This window comes from Geobacillus sp. LEMMY01 (genome assembly GCF_002042905.1).
Taxonomy (GTDB): Bacteria; Bacillota; Bacilli; order Bacillales; family Anoxybacillaceae; genus Geobacillus; species Geobacillus proteiniphilus.
Genome location: NZ_MVKA01000002.1, coordinates 60,227 through 82,723 on the forward strand (window position 1 = coordinate 60,227; position 22,497 = coordinate 82,723).

At 54.2% G+C, this 22,497-nt stretch carries 19 protein-coding genes; 3 read left to right on the forward strand and 16 right to left on the reverse strand.

The window, feature by feature from the left end; all coding sequences use genetic code 11:
* Positions 1 to 298: 298 nt before the first annotated feature.
* The 8 genes from icmF to B1A75_RS01960 form a co-directional block, all read right to left on the reverse strand.
* Positions 299 to 3,559, reverse strand: coding sequence for a fused isobutyryl-CoA mutase/GTPase IcmF (gene icmF, locus B1A75_RS01925; RefSeq protein ID WP_074042871.1), 3,261 nt, complete (start codon positions 3,557 to 3,559; stop codon positions 299 to 301).
* A 16-nt stretch (positions 3,560 to 3,575) separates the two neighbouring features.
* A complete protein-coding gene (locus B1A75_RS01930) occupies positions 3,576 to 4,208 on the reverse strand; it encodes a TetR/AcrR family transcriptional regulator (protein WP_013146628.1) in 633 nt (210 codons plus the stop codon).
* A gap of 129 nt (positions 4,209 to 4,337) precedes the next feature.
* On the reverse strand, positions 4,338 to 5,480 hold the full coding sequence (locus tag B1A75_RS01935) for an acyl-CoA dehydrogenase (RefSeq protein WP_074042951.1): 1,143 nt from the start codon (positions 5,478 to 5,480) through the stop codon (positions 4,338 to 4,340).
* A gap of 287 nt (positions 5,481 to 5,767) precedes the next feature.
* On the reverse strand, positions 5,768 to 6,901 hold the full coding sequence (locus tag B1A75_RS01940) for an acyl-CoA dehydrogenase (RefSeq protein ID WP_079935641.1): 1,134 nt from the start codon (positions 6,899 to 6,901) through the stop codon (positions 5,768 to 5,770).
* Positions 6,902 to 7,134: 233 nt separating this feature from the next.
* A complete protein-coding gene (locus B1A75_RS01945) occupies positions 7,135 to 7,986 on the reverse strand; it encodes a 3-hydroxybutyryl-CoA dehydrogenase (protein ID WP_011232862.1) in 852 nt (283 codons plus the stop codon).
* Between the two features lie 12 nt (positions 7,987 to 7,998).
* Positions 7,999 to 8,190 (reverse strand): hypothetical protein, encoded by a 192-nt coding sequence (locus B1A75_RS01950; protein ID WP_079935642.1) that lies wholly within the window; start codon positions 8,188 to 8,190, stop codon positions 7,999 to 8,001.
* Positions 8,191 to 8,308: 118 nt separating this feature from the next.
* Positions 8,309 to 9,487 carry an acetyl-CoA C-acetyltransferase gene (locus B1A75_RS01955; protein WP_079935643.1) on the reverse strand — a complete coding sequence of 393 codons (1,179 nt, stop codon included), beginning with the start codon at positions 9,485 to 9,487 and terminating at the stop codon, positions 8,309 to 8,311.
* Positions 9,488 to 9,643: 156 nt separating this feature from the next.
* Positions 9,644 to 11,740 (reverse strand): heterodisulfide reductase-related iron-sulfur binding cluster, encoded by a 2,097-nt coding sequence (locus B1A75_RS01960; RefSeq protein WP_014196973.1) that lies wholly within the window; start codon positions 11,738 to 11,740, stop codon positions 9,644 to 9,646.
* Positions 11,741 to 12,075: 335 nt separating this feature from the next.
* Here B1A75_RS01960 and cls point away from each other — a divergent pair, with 335 nt between their 5' ends.
* Positions 12,076 to 13,266 carry a cardiolipin synthase gene (gene cls / locus B1A75_RS01965; RefSeq protein WP_079935644.1) on the forward strand — a complete coding sequence of 397 codons (1,191 nt, stop codon included), beginning with the start codon at positions 12,076 to 12,078 and terminating at the stop codon, positions 13,264 to 13,266.
* A 128-nt stretch (positions 13,267 to 13,394) separates the two neighbouring features.
* Here cls and B1A75_RS01970 read toward each other — a convergent pair whose 3' ends face one another.
* The 5 genes from B1A75_RS01970 to speE all read right to left on the reverse strand — a co-directional run bounded on the left by B1A75_RS01970 (position 13,395) and on the right by speE (position 17,875).
* Positions 13,395 to 13,562 carry a XapX domain-containing protein gene (locus B1A75_RS01970; protein WP_074042877.1) on the reverse strand — a complete coding sequence of 56 codons (168 nt, stop codon included), beginning with the start codon at positions 13,560 to 13,562 and terminating at the stop codon, positions 13,395 to 13,397.
* 74 nt (positions 13,563 to 13,636) lie between these two features.
* Positions 13,637 to 15,310, reverse strand: a complete 1,674-nt coding sequence (argS, locus tag B1A75_RS01975) for an arginine--tRNA ligase (protein WP_079935645.1) — start codon at positions 15,308 to 15,310, stop codon at positions 13,637 to 13,639.
* A gap of 3 nt (positions 15,311 to 15,313) precedes the next feature.
* Positions 15,314 to 15,745 carry a YwiB family protein gene (locus B1A75_RS01980; RefSeq protein WP_074042952.1) on the reverse strand — a complete coding sequence of 144 codons (432 nt, stop codon included), beginning with the start codon at positions 15,743 to 15,745 and terminating at the stop codon, positions 15,314 to 15,316.
* 404 nt (positions 15,746 to 16,149) lie between these two features.
* The gene (gene speB / locus B1A75_RS01985; RefSeq protein ID WP_074042879.1) at positions 16,150 to 17,034 is read right to left on the reverse strand and encodes an agmatinase; all 885 of its coding nucleotides are present in this window, start codon (positions 17,032 to 17,034) and stop codon (positions 16,150 to 16,152) included.
* 13 nt (positions 17,035 to 17,047) lie between these two features.
* A complete protein-coding gene (gene speE / locus B1A75_RS01990; RefSeq protein WP_074042880.1) occupies positions 17,048 to 17,875 on the reverse strand; it encodes a polyamine aminopropyltransferase in 828 nt (275 codons plus the stop codon).
* Positions 17,876 to 18,130: 255 nt separating this feature from the next.
* On the opposite strand from speE, the gene B1A75_RS01995 reads away from it, so the two are divergent.
* Positions 18,131 to 20,176, forward strand: coding sequence for a transglycosylase domain-containing protein (locus B1A75_RS01995; RefSeq protein WP_079935646.1), 2,046 nt, complete (start codon positions 18,131 to 18,133; stop codon positions 20,174 to 20,176).
* 131 nt (positions 20,177 to 20,307) lie between these two features.
* On the opposite strand, the gene B1A75_RS02000 is transcribed toward B1A75_RS01995, so the two are convergent.
* Both B1A75_RS02000 and B1A75_RS02005 read right to left on the reverse strand, forming a co-directional pair.
* Positions 20,308 to 20,823 (reverse strand): YwhD family protein, encoded by a 516-nt coding sequence (locus tag B1A75_RS02000; protein ID WP_013524825.1) that lies wholly within the window; start codon positions 20,821 to 20,823, stop codon positions 20,308 to 20,310.
* Positions 20,824 to 20,842: 19 nt separating this feature from the next.
* A complete protein-coding gene (locus B1A75_RS02005) occupies positions 20,843 to 21,511 on the reverse strand; it encodes a site-2 protease family protein (RefSeq protein WP_074042882.1) in 669 nt (222 codons plus the stop codon).
* 130 nt (positions 21,512 to 21,641) lie between these two features.
* Here B1A75_RS02005 and B1A75_RS02010 point away from each other — a divergent pair, with 130 nt between their 5' ends.
* Positions 21,642 to 21,830: a 2-hydroxymuconate tautomerase gene (locus B1A75_RS02010; protein WP_014196981.1), complete on the forward strand. Its 189-nt coding sequence runs from the start codon at positions 21,642 to 21,644 to the stop codon at positions 21,828 to 21,830.
* Between the two features lie 142 nt (positions 21,831 to 21,972).
* On the opposite strand, the gene B1A75_RS02015 is transcribed toward B1A75_RS02010, so the two are convergent.
* Entirely contained in the window at positions 21,973 to 22,491 is a 519-nt protein-coding gene (locus B1A75_RS02015) for a YwgA family protein (RefSeq protein WP_074042883.1), read from the reverse strand.
* Positions 22,492 to 22,497 lie beyond the last annotated feature (6 nt).

Genomic DNA, 22,497 nt, shown 5'->3' on the forward strand with positions numbered 1-22,497 from the left:
TTATGCTACCCATTTGCCGAAAAAAGCAAAAGAGGGCAACCCTGCGGCGAGGGCAGCCCTCCTTCCGACATATCCGTTGTCAAAGTCACCTTTGGTCACGCCGCTCCACTTTTCCTTACGAAGCCAATTCGTCTTGATCTTTTGGCCCAATCCGCGTTCCGTTCGTTTCGCTTCCGGCGGGCCGGCACGCCAACGGCCGTTGCTGATCATTCTACCGATCCACCAAAGGACAACGGGCCGTTGTCCATTGTGATCGAGGCCGCCCATCTAAAGCCGCAAACAACGAAACGCCCTTGAATTACATATTCCGCCGGTATTGTCCGCCAACTTCGTACAAGGCGCGGGTGATTTGCCCGAGGCTGGCCGTTTTAACCGTTTCCATCAATTCTTCGAAAATGTTGCCGCCGCTTGTTGCCACTTGTTTTAACCGTTCAAGCGCCGGGCCGGCTTTGTCTTTGTTCCGCTCTTGGAATTCGCGCAAGTTGCGGATTTGCGTCTCTTTTTCTTCATACGTCGCCCGGGCGAGCTGGATGTTGTTCAGTTCCTCCTCTGACGGCGGGTTCGGGTTTAAGAATGTGTTGACGCCGATGATCGGCAGTTCGCCGCTATGTTTCTTCGTTTCATAGTAAAGAGATTCGTCTTGAATTTTGCCGCGCTGGTATTGCATCTCCATCGCCCCGAGCACGCCGCCGCGGTCGTTGAGCCGTTCAAACTCTTGCAACACCGCTTCTTCGACCAAGTCGGTCAACTCTTCAATAATGAACGACCCTTGGAGCGGGTTTTCGTTTTTGGTCAGGCCAAACTCTTTCGTGATAATGAGTTGGATCGCCATCGCCCGACGAACCGACTCTTCGGTCGGTGTCGTGATCGCTTCGTCATAGGCGTTCGTATGCAGCGAGTTGCAGTTGTCATAAATCGCCAGAAGCGCCTGCAACGTCGTGCGGATGTCGTTGAAGTCGATCTCCTGCGCGTGCAACGAACGGCCGGACGTTTGGATATGGTATTTCAGCTTTTGGCTTCGTTCATTAGCGCCGTATTTTTCGCGCATGACGATCGCCCAAATGCGGCGGGCGACGCGGCCGATGACCGAATACTCCGGATCGAGGCCGTTGCTGAAGAAAAACGACAAGTTCGGCGCAAAATCGTCAATGTGCATGCCGCGGCTCAAGTAATACTCGACATACGTAAAGCCGTTCGCAAGCGTAAACGCCAATTGCGTGATCGGGTTCGCCCCCGCCTCGGCGATATGGTAGCCGGAGATCGACACCGAGTAGTAGTTGCGGACGCGGTGCTTGATGAAATACTCTTGAATGTCGCCCATCATTTTTAAGGCGAAATCGGTCGAGAAAATGCACGTGTTTTGCCCTTGGTCTTCTTTCAAAATATCGGCTTGCACCGTGCCGCGCACCGTTTGCAGCGTCCATTCCTTCACTTGTTCGTACTCTTCCGGCGTGAGCGGGCGGCCAAGCTCGGCTTCCTTTTTCTCGACTTGCTGGTCGATCGCCGTATTCATAAACATCGCCAGCAAAATCGGAGCCGGTCCGTTGATCGTCATCGACACCGATGTGAGCGGGTCGCACAAGTCAAACCCTTTGTACAGCTTTTTCATATCATCAAGTGTACAGACGCTGACGCCGCTTTCTCCGATTTTGCCGAAAATGTCCGGACGATAGTCCGGGTCTTCGCCATAGAGCGTCACTGAGTCGAACGCGGTGCTGAGCCGCTTCGCCTTGTCTTCTTTGCACAAGTAATGGAAGCGGCGGTTCGTGCGCTCCGGCGTCCCTTCGCCGGCAAACTGCCGTTTCGGGTCTTCGCCTTGGCGCTTGAACGGGAAGACGCCAGCCGTATACGGGAACGAGCCAGGGACGTTTTCTTTATACACCCAGCGCAAAATCTCTCCGTAGTCTTTGAATTTCGGCAAGACGACTTTCGGAATGTCCAAACCGGACAACGTTTTCGTCGTCAGTTCGGTGACGATTTCTTTATCGCGCACTTTCGTGACAAATTGTTTTGCCGCATATTTTGCTTTTGTTTCTTCCCATGTCGCTAAAATGCGCTTCGATTCGGGCGTCAATTTCGCCTCATAATCCGCTTTGAGCGTCTCGAGCGCGCGGATGACGTCTTCAGCTTCGCCCCGTTCCTTTGCCGCTTCGATGGCCCCTTCGATTTGGAAGAGGCGGCGCGCAACCTCGACTTGCTGCTCGGCGCGGCGGTGGTACGAGCGGACCGTTTCCGCGATTTCGCGCAAATAGTAGCGGCGCTCGTTCGGAATGATGACATTATGCTTTTCGACATTGGCGACCGTTTTTAAACTCGTCTTCCAGTTCGTGCCCGTTTTTTTGTTGATCGTATCAACGAGCGCGACAAAGAGCGTATTCGTGCCCGGATCGTTAAACTGGCTGGCGATCGTACCGTACACCGGCATTTCCGAAACATCGCGGTCAAACAGCTGATGGCTGCGCTGATATTGTTTTTGCACTTGCCGTTTTGCGTCTTCTGACCCTTTGCGCTCGAATTTATTAATGACAATCAAATCCGCGTAATCGATCATGTCGATTTTCTCAAGCTGCGTCGGCGCCCCGAACTCGCTTGTCATGACGTACATCGACACGTCGCACACTTCGGTAATGGCGGCGTCGCCTTGGCCGATCCCGCTCGTTTCAATGATGACAAGATCAAATCCGGCCGCTTTGACAACCGAAATGGCATCGCGGATCGCCGGCGACAGTTCCGTGCGGGAATGGCGCGTCGCCAAGCTTCTCATGTACACGCGCGGCGAGTTGATCGAGTTCATCCGGATGCGGTCGCCCAACAACGCCCCGCCCGTTTTTTGCTTCGTCGGGTCGACTGACAAGATCGCGATTTTGATATCAGGAATTTCGTTTAAAAAGCGGCGGACGAGCTCATCGGTGAGCGAGCTTTTCCCCGCTCCGCCTGTGCCGGTGATGCCGAGCACCGGCACGCGCTTCTCGAGCGCCTTCACTTGTTCAATGGCGGCTTCCGCCGCCGCGGCCGCCTCTTTGTTTTCCCCCTCGGCGCGATATTCGCACAGCGTAATCAGTCGGGCGATCGCCTGCACATCACCGGACGCGAGCCGTTCGATTTCATCGGTCACCGCCGTCACGGTCGGAAAATCGCACTCTTCAAGCATGACGTTGATCATCCCTTGCAAGCCGAGGCGGCGGCCGTCTTCCGGCGAGAAAATGCGGGCGATGCCATATTCGTGCAGCTCTTTGATTTCACGCGGAATGATGACGCCGCCCCCGCCGCCGTAAATGCGGATGTGGGACGCCCCCCGCTCTTGGAGAAGATCGTACATATATTTAAAAAATTCCATATGCCCGCCTTGATACGAGGAGACGGCAATGCCTTGGACATCTTCCTGAATGGCGGCATTGACGATTTCCTCCACCGAGCGGTTATGGCCTAAATGGATGACCTCGGCGCCGCTCGCCTGCAAAATGCGGCGCATAATGTTGATCGAGGCGTCATGGCCGTCAAACAAGCTCGATGCGGTCACAAAGCGGACGTGATGCTTCGGACGGTAAATGTGCGCCATTGTGTCTCTCCCCCTTTTACACTCGCTGTTTCTCCATAATCCCCTTTAATAAAAACTCGGTTTGCAGTTCGATATATTCATCGAGTGTATACATTTTCCGCAGCACCCAACGGCGGAACGCCCACATTTGCCCAAGAACGACGATGTTGTGGGCGAACAGGCGGATTTCGCTTTCAGAAAGCTGCAGCGCCCCGTTCTCAACGCATGCGCGCAAAATATGTTCGAAAATCGCCGCCATATCGAGTTCTTTATTCAACACATACGGCAGCGATTCTTTGCTTAGCGCTTTCACTTCTTGGTACATGACGAGCACTTCATCATCGAGTTCATCAACAACGCGGAAATAGTGGGCAATGGCGCGCCTCAGCCCTTCGATCGTGCCATGGTGGGCACCGAGGTCTTGTTCCGTCCGCTCCCGCACTTCGTCGTAAATGCGGTCGCACACGAGATAGAGGACGTCTTCTTTCTTGCGGATGTACTCGTACAACGTGCCGATGCTAAAGCCGGACGCTTTGGCGATCTCCCTTGTCGTCGTTTGGTGGAAACCTTTTTGTTTAAACAACGAAATCGCGCCTTTGATCATCTCATTGCGCCGTTTTTTCACGAGCTTTTCGTCTTTGACCGATGCAATCACTTCCCGTTTTTTCATGTTCGTTGTCTCTCCCCCATTCCCATTTGACGGCGGGGCGCCGCCCCGCCCCATGCCTATCCGTGCGCCCTTCCCCAAAGCGCCAAGCCACCGTTCAGCTCCAAAACCATTGAAATGACGCACAATGTTTCAATCGCGCGCTAACATGCGCGAAATGACAAGGCGCTGAATTTCTTGCGTTCCTTCGTAAATTTGCGTAATTTTCGCGTCGCGCATGAACCGCTCGACCGGGTAGTCTTTCGTGTAGCCGTTGCCGCCGAAAATTTGCACCGCTTCGACCGTCACTTTCATCGCCGTGTCGCCGGCAAACAGCTTCGCCATGGCGGATGCTTTGCCGTACGGCAAGCCGTTCGACTCAAGCCATGCCGCTTGATAGGTCAAGAGCCGCGCCGCTTCAATGGCTGTCGCCATGTCGGCGAGTTTAAAGGCAATCCCTTGCTGTTCGATGATCGGTTTACCGAACTGGATGCGCTGTTTCGCATAGTCCACCGCCGCATCCAGCGCGCCTTGGGCAATGCCGACCGCTTGGGCGGCGATGCCGTTGCGTCCGCCATCGAGCGTCATCATGGCGATTTTAAACCCTTCTCCTTCTTGACCGAGCAAGTTTTCTTTCGGAATGCGGCAGTCTTCAAAAATGAGCTCCGTCGTCGGCGACGAACGAATGCCGAGTTTCTTTTCTTTTTTGCCGAACGAAAAGCCCGGCGTTCCTTTTTCCACGATAAAGGCGCTGATCCCTTTATGCCGCTTTTCCGGGTCGGTGACGGCAAACACGACGTAAATTTCCGCTTCGCCGCCGTTGGTGATCCATACTTTTGAACCGTTTAAAATGTAATGATCCCCGTCTTTTACCGCACGCGTTTTCATCGAGGCGACATCCGACCCCGCCCCCGGCTCGGACAGAGCGTATGCCCCAAGTTTTTCCCCAGTCGCTAAGGCGCGCAAATACTTCTGCTTTTGTTCTTCGTTGCCGAACTTGTAAATCGGCCAGCTGGCGAGCGATATATGCGCGGAGAGCGTCACCCCGGTCGAGGCGCAGACGCGCGACAGCTCCTCAACGGCAATGACATAGGCCAAATAATCGCTGCCAATGCCGCCGTATTCTTCGGGCCACGGAATGCCTGTTAAACCGAGTTCAGCCATTTTGTTGAAAATGCCGCGGTCAAACCGCTCTTCTTCGTCGCGCTCAGCGGCAGTCGGCGCTACCTCATTTTCGGCAAATTCGCGCACCATTTTTCGCAGCATTTCATGTTCTTCGCTCAATCGAAAGTTCATCGTTTCATTCCCCCGTTTTTTCAATATCTAAAATCCTCGTCCCCCGTATTAGCGTGATCACTATTTCGCTATATCCACACAAGGGGAAAGTTTCACATATCGCTGTTCCAAAAGCAGGACATTGATTTGTCTACTGTCGAAAGCAAGCCTCCAGCTTGCCACGCCTTGGCGTAGCAGCACGGACAAGCAACTGCATCCTCGACTAATGCATGGGGCTGGAAGCGATGTTGTTCGGCCACCTGACTGTTGATGAATGTCGGTCGGCTTCTCCATTCCATACGTATGAATCATAAATGTTTGCTGATGACGATGCGCTGAATCTCGCTCGTTCCTTCGTAAATTTGCGTAATTTTCGCATCGCGGAACAGCCGCTCGACCGGGTAGTCTTTCGTGTAGCCGTTGCCGCCGAAAATTTGCACCGCCTCGATGGCATTGTCCATCGCTGTTTGTGAAGCAAAGAGCTTCGCCATCGACGCCTCTTTGCCGCACGGCAACCCTTGCGCGCGCAGCCAAGCGGCGCGGTAGACGAGCCATTTCGCCGCTTCCGCCGCCGTCGCCATGTCGGCAAGCTTGAAAGCGACGCCTTGCTGCTCGATGATCGGTTTGCCAAACTGCACCCGCTCTTTCGCGTAGGCGACTGCATGTTCGACCGCCGCCTCCGCGATGCCAAGCGCTTGGGCAGCGATGCCGATCCGGCCCACGTCAAGGTTCGCCATCGCGATTTTAAATCCTTCCCCTTCTTGACCGAGCAAGTTTTCCGCCGGCACTTCGGCGTCTTCAAACGTAATGGTCACCGTCCGCGACCCGTGCAACCCCATCTTCTTCTCATCTTTGCCGATCGACATCCCCGGCGTCCCTTTTTCGACGATAAACGCAGAAATGCCACGGCTTCCGATTTCTTCCGGGTTCGTGCGGGCGAAGACGATGTACGTATCCGCCTCCCCGCCGTTGGTGATGAATATTTTTGAGCCGTTTAGCACATAACGATCACCACGGCGCACCGCTTTCGTCTTCAAGCTTTTCGCGTCCGAGCCGGCGCTCGGTTCAGTAAGGCAAAACGCCCCCAAGTACTCACCTCGGGCGAGCTTTGTCACGTATTTTTGTTTCTGTTCTTCGGTGCCGAAATACAAGATCGGATTCGTGCCGACCGACGTGTGCACTGATAAGATGACACCGACGGTCGGGCTCACTTTAGAAATTTCATGAATGGCGATGATGTACGAAACAAAGTCCATACCCGCGCCGCCATATTGCTCCGGGACAGTGATGCCCATTAGGCCGAGTTCGGCCATTTTCGCTAAAATCGGGCGCGGAAACTCCCCTTGTTCCATGCGCTCGACAAATGGGGCGATCTCCGCCGCGGCGAACTCGCGCACCATTTGCCGCATCATTTCCTGCTCTTCGGTGAAGCGAAATTCCATGAAATGGCCTCCTTCCGATGTCGCTGACACAATGGTGTTTTCAGGCGCTCCTCCGCTCCATGGGGCAGCCAGCAGGCAGCTGAACGATTCTATAGATTTGCCTTATAGGCTGTAAAACAGCGTTCCCGCATGCACCTAACGTGCGGCGTTACGGTCGGCAGACAGCATAGCGGGCGCCGCCCCACGCACATTGCGGTACGCTTCGGCGTTGTCCTGGATCGACGCCAAGCGGTTTATTCATACGTGTAAAATCCGCGGCCCGTCTTGCGGCCGAGCCAGCCGGCTTTCACATATTTGCGCAAGAGCGGGCATGGGCGGTATTTGTCATCGCCGAACCCCTCATGAAGCGTTTCCATAATGTATAAGCACGTATCGAGCCCGATAAAATCAGCGAGCGTCAGCGGACCCATCGGATGGTTCATGCCGAGCTTCATCACTTCATCGATGGCTTCTTTGGTCGCCACCCCTTCGTACAAGGCGTAAATCGCTTCGTTGATCATCGGCATGAGAACGCGGTTCGAAATAAAGCCCGGAAAGTCGTTCACTTCGACCGGCACTTTGCCGAGCTTGCGGGCAACGGCTTCGATCGTTTCATACACGTCATCAGCCGTCGCCAATCCGCGGATAATTTCGACGAGCTTCATCACCGGCACCGGGTTCATAAAGTGCATGCCGATCACTTTCTCTGGCCGTTTCGTCGCGGCGGCAATTTCCGTAATCGGCAGCGACGACGTGTTCGACGCTAAAATCGTCTCCGGGCGGGCGAGCGCATCGAGCTCGGCGAACAGCTTTGTTTTCACGTCCATGTTTTCGACGACCGCTTCAATGACAAGATCCGCTTCAGCGGCGGCATGCAAGTCGGTCGAGCGGGCAAGCCGCGCGAGCGCTGCGTCTTTGTCCACCGCTGTCATTTTCCCTTTTTCCACTTGGCGGGCGAGCCCTTTTTCGATGTTGGCGATTCCTTTGTCCAACTGCGCTTCGCTAATGTCGTACAAAAACACTTGATAGCCGGCGACGGCGCACACTTGAGCGATTCCTGACCCCATTTGTCCGGCGCCGACGACCATGATTGTTTTCACATCCATCTTCTGTTCCCCCTATCGTCCGCTTTGCGTTTCCTGTTCCGCGCCTAAACTCATATGTCTCACTGCCGCCAGCAGCCAACGGCAACCGGTCTTTGCATCGTCATCACAACAACCCCTGCTGTCAACCGTTGATGCCGCGGCTGTTGCGGCAATGAGCAACGTGCCGTACGCTGCGGCAGAGACAGCGGCGGCATGCCGCACCATATGGCGCGATGCCTCATGACGCAACGCTTGGGGCAGACGGTCACACGCCGCATCCTATGCCTTGGCGCAACACTGGAAGGCGACGGCGGCATGCCGCTTGCCCGCCGCGCCCCGCTCGTTATACCTCGACCAAGATGGCGTCGCCTTGGCCGCCGCCGCTGCAGATGGCGGCGATGCCGAGGCCGCCGCCGCGGCGTTTCAGCTCATAAATGAGCGTGAGGATGATGCGTGCGCCGCTCGCGCCGATCGGGTGGCCGAGGGCGACAGCGCCGCCGTTGACGTTCACTTTTTCCGGGTCAAGGCCGGCGATTTGGATCGCAGCAAGAGCAACAGCGGCAAACGCTTCGTTTATTTCGAACAAGGCAATGTCGTCGACCGTTTTTCCCGTTTTGCGGAGCAGCTCGTTGATGACAAGTCCCGGCGTTTTTGGGAAATCTTTCGCCTCAACGGCGATGGCGGTGTGGGCGACAACAGTCGCGAGCGGCTCAAGCCCCTCGCGGGCGGCGCGCTCCTCGCTCATCAAGACGAGCGCCGCGGCGCCGTCGTTGACGCCCGGGGCGTTGCCGGCAGTGATCGTTCCTTCCGGGTCAAACACCGGCGGCAGTTTCGCCAACGCTTCAAGCGACGTGTCTTTGCGCGGCGCCTCGTCGTGTTCGACGACAAGCGGCTCTCCTTTGCGCTGCGGAATCGTCACCGGAACGATCTCTTCCGCGAGCCGACCGGCTTCGATGGCGGCAATGGCTCGCATATGGCTGCGGTACGCCCACTCATCCTGCGCCTCGCGTGTAATGCCAAGTTCACGCGCTGTATTCCCGCCATAAACGCCCATATGGACGCCGGTAAAACTGCATGTCAAGCCATCATACACCATTAAATCCTTCACCGTGCTGTCGCCCATTCGCAACCCCCAGCGCGCTTTCGGCAGCACGTACGGGGCGTTGCTCATCGATTCCATCCCGCCCGCGACAACGACATCGGCGTCGCCTAAGCGGATGAGCTGATCCGCGAGCGTCACGGCGCGCATGCCCGATGCGCATACTTTATTGACCGTCTCGGTGCGAACATGCCACGGAATGCCGGCATGGCGCATCGCCTGCCGCGATGGGAGCTGTCCTTGTCCGCCTTGCAAGACGGTGCCTAAAATGACATGATCGACTTGTTCCGCGCTCACATCCGCGCGGGCAAGCGCTTCTTTCACGGCAATGCCGCCGAGTTCTGACGCTGACAGCGCTTGCAAGGCGCCGCCCAATTTTCCAAACGGGGTGCGCGCCCCGCTGACAATCACTGTTTTTCCCATATTCCTCTCCCCTTTTCATCGGATAAGAAAGCGATTACAAAACACAGACTGAACGCTCGCTCGGTCGTGGTGCGAAAGAGAAGGTGTACGATCATACACCTTCTCTTTCATTATACTTATTATTTTAAAAAATAGAAATTGTCTTCGCAACTATTTTTACGACGCCGCTTCTTCTTTTTCTTCACCAAATACTGATTTTGCCAAAATCTCGGCGACATCGTACGTAAAGACGCGGTCTTCCACTTCCTTGGCCTTCGTGCCGTCTGACAACATGGTCAGACAGTACGGACAGCCGGAGCTGATGACCGTCGGATTGACAGCGAGCGCTTGCTCAGTGCGGGCGACGTTGATCCGGTTGCCGGTCGTCTCCTCCATCCACATGAGGCCGCCGCCGGCGCCGCAACACATGGCGCGTTCGCGGTTGCGCTCCATTTCGACAAGCTCGACGCCCGGGATAGCGCGCAAAATTTTCCGCGGCGCGTCATAGACGTCATTGTAGCGTCCTAAATAGCACGAGTCATGGAACGTAATGCGTTCATTCACTGGATGTTTCGGCACGAGCCGCCCTTCTTCGATGAGCTTGGCGAGCAGCTCGGTATGATGATACACTTCGGCCTCGAACCCAAAATCCGGGTATTCATTTTTGAACGTATTGTAAGCGTGCGGGTCGATCGTCACGATTTTCTTGACGCCCGCTTTTTCAAATTCCGCGATGTTGTTCGTCGCTAATTCTTGGAACAAAAACTCATTTCCTAACCGGCGCGGCGTATCGCCTGAGTTTTTCTCCTTGTTGCCTAAAATCGCAAACTTGACGCCCGCTTCGTTCAGCAGTTTGGCAAACGCAAGGGCGATTTTTTGGCTCCGGCTGTCATACGACCCCATCGAGCCGACCCAGAACAAGTACTCGATTTCCTCTCCCGCTTTCGCTGCCTCTTTGACGGTCGGCACATGCACATCATCGCGCAGCTCGCGCCAGTTCTCCCGCTCTTTTCGGTTCAAGCCCCACGGATTGCCTTGGCGTTCGATGTTCGTCATCGCCCGCTGCGCGTCCGGGTTCATCCGTCCTTCCGTCAGGACAAGATAGCGGCGCAAGTCGATGATTTTATCGACATGCTCATTCATGACCGGGCATTGGTCCTCACAGTTGCGGCACGTCGTACAGGCCCAAATCTCTTCTTCGGTGATGACATCGCCGATTAAGCTTGGCATTTCGATCGTCGCCGCCTGCTCCGACGCCGCGGCGAACGCGAGCTGATTGCCCCTTGTATGTTTGAAAGCGAACGCGGGCACCCACGGCGTGCGTGACGTGACGACCGCCCCTTTCTCCGTCAAATGGTCGCGCAATTTTAAAATCAAATCCATTGGCGACAACATTTTCCCCGTGCCGGTCGCCGGACACATGCTTGTGCAGCGGCCGCATTCGACACAGGCATACAAGTCGATCAATTGCTTTTGCGTGAAATCCTCAATTTTGCCGACGCCAAACGATTCTTGGCTTTCGTCTTCAAAATGGATCGGCGCAAGCTTCGGCCGCGTCAGCCGGCTGAAAAAGACGTTGATCGGCGCAGCGATCAAATGGGCGTGCTTTGATTGCGGCACGTACACGAGGAACGTGAGCAAAATCAACAGATGCACCCACCAGGCGATAAAGAAGAGCACCGCAGCCCCCGTTTCGCCGACCCAGGAAAACGCGGCAGCAATAAGCGAGGCGACCGGCTCGCTCCATGTCGCTTCTTCGCCGTGCCAAATGATGCTCATCCCGTTGCCGAACAACACCGACAGCATGAGCCCGGCGATGAAGATGAGGACAAGCCCAGCTTTCAAGTCGCGCTTTAAACGGACGAGCTTTTCAATGTAACGGCGGTAAAAGGCGGCGAGCACCGCGATCAAAATAAGCAAGGTAACGATTTCTTGGAAAAACGTAAATCCCGCATACAGCGGCCCAAGCGGCAAATGCGCCCCCGGCGCAAGCCCTTTGATGATGAAATCAATCGCGCCAAATTGGACGAGAATAAAGCCATAGAAAAAGACGACGTGGATCAGTCCGCTTTTTTTGTCCTTGAGCAGCTTTTTCTGGCCGAACACGTTGACCCAGATGTTTCGCAGCCGCTCTTTTACTTTGTGGTCAAACTCGAATTTTTTGCCGAGTTTGATGTACATCGCCCGCGTTTTTACGACATATGCAAACAAGTAAATTGCGTAAGCGGTTACAAGCAAAAACGCGAGCCAGTTCACCACCAACAAGGCATTCATCTTCTCTCCCCTTCCCCCGTTTTTCGAGCGAATGTGTTGCCATAACAAAAGAAATTTTCAGAATTCGCTTTATGTCTATTGTACAAATGAATGAGCATTCAGTCAATAGCCTTTTTTCATCCCAGCCGCGAAAACTTTCCCTTTGCAACGGAGCGGTCGCGGGGGAATCATCGATTTGTTCAGCCCTCTATAGACTCCCATGACGAAAAAAATTCATCAATATGGAAATTTTATTCATTTGGAGTTTGGGTATGTTCACGGTAGATGCAATTTGAAACGTTTTGCGCGTTCTCGGGCACATTAATAAATACCGAATCGACATAGGAGGAGAAGATATGGTCGTCATTTCCGTCATTGCCATCGTATTGCTGCTCGTTTATCTTGATGACAAGCTTGGACAGTTCATCTTCCGCAATGGGCGCAAAAAAGTCGTCTACCCGGAGCGGAGAAGCGATATTTCCCTCTATATCAACGGCAGGCATTTATTTTCTGATTACTTCGCTGAACTAGGCCGCGCCCGCGATCATATTCACGTCTTGTTTTACATTATAAAAAATGACGAAACGAGCGCGCCATTTTTCCAGATTTTAAAGGAAAAAGCAGCTGCCGGCGTGAAAGTGCGAGTGTTGACCGATTGGATCGGCAGCTTTGGACTGCCGAAAGCGCTCATCCGTTCGCTCGAGGAAAGCGGGGTGGAGTTCGCCTATGCCCGAAAGCCGCGCTTTCCGTTTTTCATTTACCGCCTCAACCGCCGCAACCATCGGAAAATTACGGTCATCGACGGTCGGGTCGGCTACATCGGCGGCTTTAACATCGGCCGTGAATACAACGGAAAAGACGCCAACTTCGGCGAATGGCGCGATTACCACTTAAAAGTGAACGGCGAAGGGGTTCACGACTTGCAAGAACAGTTTTTGCACGACTGGGAAGAAGCAACGGGCCGGACGGTGCCTGACAAATATCGCTACTTCCCGCCGCTTTCGGCCGGAGCCATTCGCCATCAGCTCGTCGCCACCGACGGCGCTGCCCTTGAAGAACAGTTTATCGAGGTCATCCGCCAGGCGAAAAAAGAAATTATGATCGGCAGCCCATACTTCATCCCAAGCCGACCGCTGTTTAACGAGCTGATGCAAGCGCTTCGGCGCGGGGTGCGCGTGACCGTCCTTGTGCCGCTGAAAGCGGACCATTTATTTGTCAAAGAGGCCGCCTATCCGTACTTTTATCGGCTCCTTAAAGCCGGCGCGCGCATTTACCGCTTTTACCAAGGATTTTACCATGCAAAAACGCTCGTCATCGATGAGGAGTGGTGCGACGTCGGCACAGCGAATTTCGATCGGCGCAGCTTGTTTTTGAACGGTGAAATCAACTGCTATGTGTTTGACCGCGCGTTTACCCGCCTCGTCAAACGGGCGATCGAGCGCGATTTGTTGCGCGCCGAGCCGCTGACGGTCGACTTTTGGCAAAAACGTTCGCTTCTTGACCGCGGCAAACAGTCGATTTCCCAGCTCATCTCCGCCTGGCTTTGACCGATCCGAAGTTCCATTTCTCTCCCAAACAACAGAGGAAGCAAAAAACCCGGCCGGCGCTTCCGGCGGCTTGATGCTGCCAAAACTGCGCCAGCCGGGATTCTGTTCCCCGCTTGATCATGCAGTGCTTACTTCCAAAGCATCATGAACCATTGAAACAGCCGCATGCCGAGATACACCCCGACGATGCCGGCGATGCCGGCCAACGCCGGGGGGGCGGGAATCGGCAACCGAAGCAAGGTGAACAAAAAGCCGACAACGATGCCGGTGATGAGCGATAGTACAACTTCTTTCATTTGTTGATCCTCCACCACTGTTTTTCTTTCGAATGCCCAAACAAAAGAGGGAGCAGTCGCTCCCCCTCGTTCGTTTACATTTGTTCCGGCGCTGAAACACCAATGAGCGCTAACGCATTTTGCAGCGTAATTTGCACCGCCTTGACAAGCGCGAGGCGGGCTTTTGTTTTTTCGATGTTGTCCAGATCAAGCACTTTTTCTGCGTTATAAAAGCTATGGAGCGCGGAAGCCAAATCGAATGCATAGGCGGTGACGCGATGCGGCATCCGCTTGAGCGCCGCCTCGGCGACGACATCGGGGAAATCGCCGAGCACTTTGAGCAGCTCGATTTCCTTTTCCGTTTCCACAAGATGGTGAAGCGCTAAGTCGCCGTCATAAGAAATGTGTTGTTCCTCCGCTTGGCGAAGAATGCTCGAAACGCGGGCGTGCGCGTATTGGACGTAGTAAACCGGGTTTTCATTCGACTGCGACACGGCCAAGTCCATGTCAAAATCCAAATGCGTATCGCCCGAGCGCATCGCAAAGAAATAGCGGACGGCATCGACGCCGACTTCTTCCATGAGCTCGCGCATCGTCACCGCCTTGCCGGTGCGCTTGCTCATTTTGACGCGCTCACCGTTTTGGTATAGGTTCACCATTTGAATGATTTCCACTTCGAGCGCCTCCGGATCGTAACCGAGCGCAGCGATCGCCGCCTTCATGCGCGGAATGTAGCCGTGGTGGTCCGCTCCCCAAATGTTGATGAGCTTTTTGAACCCGCGCCGCAGCTTGTCTTGATGGTAGGCGATGTCCGGAAGCAAGTACGTATATGTGCCGTCCTGCTTAATTAAGACGCGGTCTTTGTCGTCCCCAAACGCCGTCGAACGGAACCATGTCGCCCCGTCCTGCTCGTAAATGTAGCCGCGCTCGCGCAAAGTGGAAAGCGCTTCATCGATTTTTCCGCTTTCATACAACGATGTTTCCGAATACCAGACGTCAAACGGCACGCGGAAGTCGGCCAAATCTTTTTTGATTTTTTCAAGCTCATAGCGGAGCCCATAGTCGCGGAAAAAGGCAAGCCTCTCCTCTTCCTCCATTTCGACAAACCGGTCGCCGTACTCTTCGGCAAGCTTTTTGCCGATTTCGACGATATCGTCGCCGTAATAGCCGTCCTCCGGAAGCGGCATATCGGTGCCGAGCGCTTGGAAATAACGGGCTTCGACTGATTTCGCCAAATTGTAAATTTGCTTGCCGGCGTCATTGATGTAATATTCACGCGTCACGTCAAACCCGGCTTTCGCCAAAATGTTGCAAAGCGAATCGCCGACCGCCGCGCCGCGGGCATGGCCTAAATGCAGGTCTCCGGTCGGATTGGCCGAGACGAACTCGACTTGCACTTTTTCCCCATTGCCGACGTTCGATTCGCCATACGCTTGTCCCGCCTGCAAAATCGCCGGCACGACCGCCGTCAAATAGCGGTTGTCCATATAAAAGTTGATAAAGCCCGGCCCGGCGATCTCGATGCGCTCGACCGATATGCGCTCGCGGTCAAGCTGCCCGACAATGGCTTCGGCGATCGCCCGCGGCGGTTTTTTCGCGATGCGGGCGAGCTGCATGGCGATGTTCGTCGAGTAGTCGCCATGCACCTTGTCGCGCGGCACCTCAAGCAGCACTTCCGGCAGTTCGTCGGCTGAAGCCAGTCCTGCTCTCACCGCCGCCTGGCGGATTTCTTCTTTCATCTTTTCTTTTATTTGTCCGACAATGTTCACCGATTATACCCCCTTAAATGTCAACGTCAACGTATGGCGCCCGCTTCGCTCATGCTCTAACGCAAGTTCATATGAGAGAAAGAGCCGCCCCTTTTTCTGCCGGTCGTCATATTGAAATTCCATGGCGCTCGTTTTCGTCGAAAGCGCCCACCGCCCGAACACCGTCCCGTAATGGCCCGACGTTTCCTGGCGGCGGCGGAACGTTTGCCGCATCTCGACCGCTCCGGAACGAAGGACGGTTACCTCGTCAGGCGCGATTTTCACAATGTTGTTCACCCGCCCGAGTTCGTTTTCTTCGGCAAACTGCAAATAAACGGTTTCCCCTTTTATGTAATACATACCATCCGCCTCAAGCACGACTGTCTCTTGGCGCGGGCCGTCGCGAATGACAGCCACTTGGCGGAGCCGCACCGGAGTGCCGCTCGTTTCCTTCATCATGATGAACACACCTTTGCGAACAAGCAATCATAACAATAAGTATAAAGAACTGTTCCGCCCGATTCAAGGGGCCAAAAAGTTTGCAACCCTCGTCAGGGATTGATTCCGGAACTCCACCCACAAATATTTTACTCACACAGAACAAAGGAAGGACCCGAAGCTGACGCTTTGGGCCCCTCTTTTTTACGATGATGTCTTGACGTTTTGCAACACGTTAATAGCGAAAAGGATCCGCAACGACGCGGTATAGGCGCTTTTTCCTAATCTCAAGAAGATGTCCATTGCCGTGTTTCGGATCTCTGGTTCATCCAACCGGCTTTTTTGTCCCCATCTTGTCATACATACAAACCAAACGAAGGAAACGGCCCCATTCAACGGCTGGACGGCGGCCTGGCTCCTTCCTATTTCGTCCCCTTCGCCACCCAGCCAAGCAGCATTTCCCGAACAAGCTTGCTCGCCGTATTAGCCGTTTGTTCGGAATGGTCGTAAATCGGCGCGACTTCCACCAAATCGGCGCCAACGACACGCACATCGGAATGCGCGATCTCATGGATGGCCGCCAACAGCTCTTTTGACGTAATGCCGCCGGCATCGACCGTTCCGGTGCCTGGGGCATGAGCGGGATCAAGCACATCGATGTCAATCGTCACATACACCGGACGGCCAGCGAGCTTCGGCAGCACGGAGCGGAGCGGCTCGAGCACCTCAAACTTGGCGATGTACATGCCGTTTTCTTTCGCCCATTCAAACTCTTCCTTCATGCCGGAACGGATGCCGAACGAAAAGACATTCGTCGGGCCGATCAGGTCAGCGACTTTGCGGATCGGCGTCGCGTGCGACAGCGGCTCGCCTTCGTAATGTTCGCGCAAGTCCGTGTGCGCATCCATATGAATGACGGCCAAATCCGGGTAGTATTCATACACCGCTTTAATGACCGGCCAGGAGACAAGATGCTCTCCGCCAAGGCCGAGCGGAAATTTGCCGGCGTCAAGCACCTTTTTCACGAATTGTTCAATCAGCTCCAAACTGCGGGCCGCATTGCCAAATGGCAGCGGAATGTCCCCAGCGTCAAAGTAGCGGATGTCTTTGAGTTCGCGGTCCAAATATGGGCTGTACTCCTCAAGACCGATCGACACTTCGCGGATGCGGGCCGGGCCAAACCGCGAGCCAGGCCGGTAGCTGACCGTCCAGTCCATCGGCATCCCGTAAATGACCGCTTCGCTTTCTTCAAAATTCGGATGGCTGCCGATAAACACGTTGCCCGAATAGGCTTCATCAAATCGCATCGCCTGCGCCCCCTTACTTCGTTAAATCCGCGACAAATTTCGGCAAGACGAAACACGCTTTGTGCAATTCTTTCGTGTAATATTTCGTCTCAATGTCATGGAACCGGTCGTCGCTCACTGCGAGCGGGTCGTATTTTTTCGAGCCGAGCGTAAACGTCCATAGCCCGCTCGGGTAAGTCGGGATGTTCGCCGTATACAAACGGGTGATCGGGAAAATTTCTTTCACATCGCGGTATACGTTGCGAATCAAATCGGCCTTAAACCACGGGTTGTCCGTTTGGGCGACGAAAATGCCGTCTTCCTTCAACGCGTTGGCGATGCCGGCGTAAAACCCTTTTGTGAACAAGTTGACCGCTGGGCCGACCGGTTCGGTTGAGTCAACCATAATGACGTCATACTCGTTTTCGCTTTTGGCGATATGCATAAACCCGTCATCGACTTTCACTTCGACGCGCGGATCATCGAGTTTACCGGCGATGTCCGGCAAGTAGGTTTTCGAGCACTCGATCACTTTGCCGTCAATTTCGACAAGCGTCGCTTTTTTGACGCTTGGGTGCTTCAGCACTTCACGAATGACGCCGCCGTCGCCGCCGCCGACGACAAGCACGTTTTCCGGATTGGGGTGGGTGAACAACGGCACGTGGGCGACCATTTCATGATAGACGAACTCGTCTTTTTGCGTCGTCATGACCATGCCGTCTAGAATGAGCATGTTGCCAAACTCCGCCGTTTCAACCATATCAAGTTTTTGGAACGGCGTTTGTTCTGTATGTAAAGTGCGGATGATGCGTGCGGTGATGCCAAAATGCTCCGTTTGCTTTTCGGTAAACCACAGTTCCATCGGTAACATCCTTTCTCCGAACGTTGCTTACTATACAAGTTTTCCTTGCCAACAAAAAACTAAACATGAAAAAGTATAGAGCAATCTAGCAAAAATGCAAGAGGAACAAGTTTAAAATAAAAAAATTTTTTTCATACTGGTAAGAAAAAGCGGAAAACCTCGCTGGCGAAGCCTTGACAAAAGCAAGGCGGCGCATTCAGCCGGGCGTCCGCCCGCATGTCTGAAACAACGCCAAAACCGTTGAGGTGATGCGCAATGGAACCGATCCCGGGCAGCCGTTTTCGCGGCACGTGGAAATATGTGCGCGCCGCCGTCTTTATCGGCTTTTTTCTCGCCATCTTTGCCTTCGCCGTTCTCGGGAGCTTTGTTTTGTTCGCGAAAATCGAAGGCGCCCCGCCGGTCGCCGTGCCGCAGACGACGATTTTTTATGCCGCTGACGGCAGCAAAATCGGGGAAAGCGACCATGGGCAAAAACGCTATTGGGTTCGGCTCAAAGACATGTCCCCGCACGTCATCGAAGCGACGATCGCCGTTGAAGACCGGAAGTTTTACGAACATCACGGGTTTGATTTGAAGCGAATCGCCGCCGCCATCATTGCGAATGTCGAGGCGATGGCAAAAGTCGAAGGGGCGAGCACGATCACCCAGCAATATGCGCGCAACTTGTTTTTGACGCATGAAAAAACGTGGTCGCGAAAAATCCAGGAAGCGTTGTACACCATCCGGCTTGAAGCCAACTACAGCAAAGATCAAATTTTGGAAGGCTATTTGAATACGATTTACTACGGCCATGGCGCCTACGGGATTGAGGCGGCAGCCCGCTACTATTTCGGCAAGCACGCGAGCGAGCTGACGCTCAGCGAGGCAGCGATGCTCGCCGGCATTCCGAAAGGGCCGTATTACTACTCGCCGTTTGTCAATGAACAGCGGGCGAAAGCGCGGCAAAAAATCGTGCTCACCTCCATGGTGGAAGCCGGCTACATCAGCCGCCAAGAAGCGGAGCAGGCGTACCGCGACAAACTCGTCTACGCCCGGCACCGGGAACAAGAGCAGCCGATCGCTCCGTATTTTCAAGATGTCGTCAAACAGCAGTTGCGCACGAAACTCGGCCTGGATGAGCGGACGATCGAGCTTGGGGGGCTGCGCGTCTATACGACGCTGGATCGGCGCCTGCAGCGGATTGCCGAAGAGCAAATCCGTCGCATCATCGATCCGCACTCTGCCATTCAAGCGGCGCTTGTGGCGATGGATCCACGCACCGGGGAAGTAAAGGCGCTCGTCGGCGGACGCAACTACGAAGAGAGCCCGTTCAACCGGGCCGTGCAGGCGGAACGCCAGCCAGGGTCGACATTTAAGCCGTTTTTGTATTACGCGGCGATCGAGCAAGGATTCACCCCATCGACCCAACTGCGCAGCGAGCTGACGACATTTACGTTTAACGGCGGCCGATCGTCGTACACCCCCCATAATTACAATGACTACTATGCCAATGGCCCGATCACGCTCGCTCAGGCGCTCGCCGTATCCGACAACGTCTTTGCGGTGAAAACGCTCCAGTTCATCGGCGTCGACAAACTCGTCGACACAGCGAAAGCGCTCGGCATCACAAGCAGATTGAAAGCAGTGCCGTCGTTGGCGCTCGGCACCTCGCCCGTGAAAGTGATCGACATGGTGGCCGCGTACAGCACGCTGGCCAACTACGGCAAACAAACCGAACCGGTGTTTATTAAAAAAGTCGTTGATGCAAACGGAAACGTGCTGTATGAACATAAGCCGGAGAGCCGGCAAGTGCTCGACCGCGACGCGGCGTTTGTGACGACCCATTTAATGACCGGGATGTTCGACCCGAAGTTAAACGGCTATACAACCGTCACCGGGCAGTCAATCATCGATGACATCACGCGTCCGTACGCCGGCAAGTCGGGAACGACGAAAACGGACAGTTGGATGATCGGGTTCGCCCCGCAACTTGTCGCCGGCGTCTGGACCGGCTACGACCGCGGGGAAACGATGGATCGTCCTGCCGAAAGGCAATATGCCAAACAAATATGGGTTCACTTTATGGAACAAAGCCTCGCCGGCGAACCGAAAAAATCGTTCAAACCGACCAAAGGCGTCATCGGCGTCTACATCGACCCGCAAAACGGCAAGCTGGCCACCGACTCCTGTCCGGTGAAACGAAAAACGTACTATCTCATCGGTACAGAACCGACCGACTATTGCACCGACCATTTGGAAAAGAAAAAGAAGAAAAAAGAAGACGGAAAAAGCTGGTTCGAGAAATGGTTCCCATGGTTTTAAACAAGAAAATCCCCTGCGTTTGCCCGCAGGGGATTTTCTTGTCCTAGTTTTCCTGTGTTATACATGTAGATTTAGTTTATCCTTTTTTCCAAACAAGAACAAGCCCTTGAGCAAACATGTTCACAAAACCGTCACAATTCGCCTTCGAGCCCTTTTTTCAGTTCATCGCTCGAACGGTTCCACATCCCGATGTCATGCCCTTTCAAAAAGTCGGCGAGCACCCGTTTTGATTTCGCGTCCATATGATCGACAATAATGTGCCGCTTTAGCGATTTATCAAGCCGGTTAACATGTTCCGGCAATAACTTATAGCCGCGGCGCGCCTCACGGTCGATCGTCATTTCGCACGCCGTCACCCCGGCGTAATACGGGCCGTCTTCACGGCGCTCGATCGTCACCCAGACGATCCAATACGGCTTGCCGTTTGGCACGGCGGAACGGTCCGGCAAAAACTTGATGCCGCGCTCAACGGCGCTGCGCGCATGCATCGCCCCCATATCGACGAACGCTTCGCCCGCTTCGACGTCAATGATGACCGGCGAAACGTTTTCTAAGCTCAACGCCCCGGCGCCAAAGCCGCGGTGCCCGTCGGTCGGATCGTCTTTGATGATATTAAAGCCGATGTTTTTTTTCTTTTTTTGCTCCATTCCGCTTGTTCCTCCTTCCTTACATAAACAAATTGGCGACCAACGACTGCAAATTTTCCAATACAAACGGCAGCGCCACTTGAAACACCGGCTCAATCGTATATCGGTCAAGCGGCGTGAGCACAAGGATGAGAAAAATGAGCGCCCCGTAGCTTTCCCATTGCGTCATTTTCGCCCGCAGCCCGTCCGGCGCCAAGTCTTCAATAATACGATACCCGTCAAGCGGCGGAAACGGCAATAAATTAAACAAAAACAAAACAGCGTTCAAGCTGATAAAAATTTGGAAAAACAGATCAAACCCGGCGGCGAACCAATCCGGCAGCGCCCGCATGATGCCGAAGTCGATCATCGCGTACCAAATGACAAATCCAAGCGCGGCAAGCACGAGATTGCTCAGCGGTCCGGCAACCGACACGAGAATGCCGGCAAGGCGCGGATTTTTGAAGTAGAAGCGATTGACTGGCACCGGACGCGCCCAGCCAAACCCAGCGAGAAAGATAAGCAGGGTGCCAAGCAAATCCAAATGGGCAAACGGTGACAATGTCAGCCGTCCCTCGTTTTTCGCCGTCGGATCGCCGAACTTGTAGGCGACGTATGCATGAGCGAACTCATGCACGGAAAATGCTAACGCCAGCGTCAAGAGCACGTACGGAATTTCGCTTAACGAATACGGCAAAATTTGATCCACTTCATAAACTCCTTTTCCCTATATTCACTATCTTTAGTATACATGATTAGCAGAAAAAAGTGGACTGAACTTCCTCACCCCGTGGTATAATAAGCGCGACAGCACTCGACAATGAAATGGGGGGACAACCGTGCCGTACGTAACGATCAAAATGCTCGCCGGCCGCACGGATGAACAAAAGAAAGCGCTTGTTGAAAAAGTGACGGACGCCGTCGTCGAGACGACAGGGGCGAAACGGGAGAGCGTTGTCGTATTCATTGAAGAAATGACGAAAGACCATTATGCGATCGCCGGAAAACGGCTGAGCGACACAGAGTGACACAAAGGCGGGGATGACCCAAAACGCGAATGCGTTTTGGGTCATCCCCTTTTCTTCCACGATCAACCGATCATATGTTGAGCAACGAAGATGTCACGCTGGAGCAACTTCTTTCGCCTGACGACACCTTGCCAACGCCCGCCTACACGCGAGTTTTGTTGTGGCATCGGTTGCGCAGCGCATCAATGTACGCGTACGCCTCCTCGATTTCTTCTTCCGTATAGCGCTGCTTGCTTTTTAACACCGCAATTTTCTCTTTCACTTCGTCTTTCGGCAAATGTTCAAAATAAAGCACGGTGGACACAAGTTCCAAAAAACGGGCATTTTGTTCGTTCATCGCTTGCATGCACTCCGCCAAGCCCGGCATGTCCCAGTCATAATGGCGCAAAAACTGTTCGCCCGCTTCGGTTAATGTATAGCGATATTGCATATAACCGCTCTTTTTCTCTTTCACTTCATGCAAAAACCCGAGCGCGCACAGCTCTTCGATGCGGCATGTCAGCTCTTCCGAATACGGGCCGTAAAAGTGGAAATCGAATTTCTCGTAAAACGGAAAGTCGAGCTTTTTCGCGATGTAGATCATTTTTTGCAGCTTTTTGCGGCCGGCAATTTCCCCGGCGGCCGCCAACGCCTTCATTACTTTCGCATGCTCTGTGAGCACTCTCCG

Coding starts and splice junctions, on each gene's coding strand:
- icmF (WP_074042871.1), bottom strand. CDS start 3,559: ATGGCGCACATTTACCGTCCGAAGCATCACGTCCGCTTTGTGACCGCA.
- B1A75_RS01930 (WP_013146628.1), bottom strand. CDS start 4,208: ATGAAAAAACGGGAAGTGATTGCATCGGTCAAAGACGAAAAGCTCGTG.
- B1A75_RS01935 (WP_074042951.1), bottom strand. CDS start 5,480: ATGAACTTTCGATTGAGCGAAGAACATGAAATGCTGCGAAAAATGGTG.
- B1A75_RS01940 (WP_079935641.1), bottom strand. CDS start 6,901: ATGGAATTTCGCTTCACCGAAGAGCAGGAAATGATGCGGCAAATGGTG.
- B1A75_RS01945 (WP_011232862.1), bottom strand. CDS start 7,986: ATGGATGTGAAAACAATCATGGTCGTCGGCGCCGGACAAATGGGGTCA.
- B1A75_RS01950 (WP_079935642.1), bottom strand. CDS start 8,190: ATGGTGCGGCATGCCGCCGCTGTCTCTGCCGCAGCGTACGGCACGTTG.
- B1A75_RS01955 (WP_079935643.1), bottom strand. CDS start 9,487: ATGGGAAAAACAGTGATTGTCAGCGGGGCGCGCACCCCGTTTGGAAAA.
- B1A75_RS01960 (WP_014196973.1), bottom strand. CDS start 11,740: ATGAATGCCTTGTTGGTGGTGAACTGGCTCGCGTTTTTGCTTGTAACC.
- cls (WP_079935644.1), top strand. CDS start 12,076: ATGGTCGTCATTTCCGTCATTGCCATCGTATTGCTGCTCGTTTATCTT.
- B1A75_RS01970 (WP_074042877.1), bottom strand. CDS start 13,562: ATGAAAGAAGTTGTACTATCGCTCATCACCGGCATCGTTGTCGGCTTT.
- B1A75_RS01980 (WP_074042952.1), bottom strand. CDS start 15,745: ATGAAGGAAACGAGCGGCACTCCGGTGCGGCTCCGCCAAGTGGCTGTC.
- speB (WP_074042879.1), bottom strand. CDS start 17,034: ATGCGATTTGATGAAGCCTATTCGGGCAACGTGTTTATCGGCAGCCAT.
- speE (WP_074042880.1), bottom strand. CDS start 17,875: ATGGAACTGTGGTTTACCGAAAAGCAAACGGAGCATTTTGGCATCACC.
- B1A75_RS01995 (WP_079935646.1), top strand. CDS start 18,131: ATGGAACCGATCCCGGGCAGCCGTTTTCGCGGCACGTGGAAATATGTG.
- B1A75_RS02000 (WP_013524825.1), bottom strand. CDS start 20,823: ATGGAGCAAAAAAAGAAAAAAAACATCGGCTTTAATATCATCAAAGAC.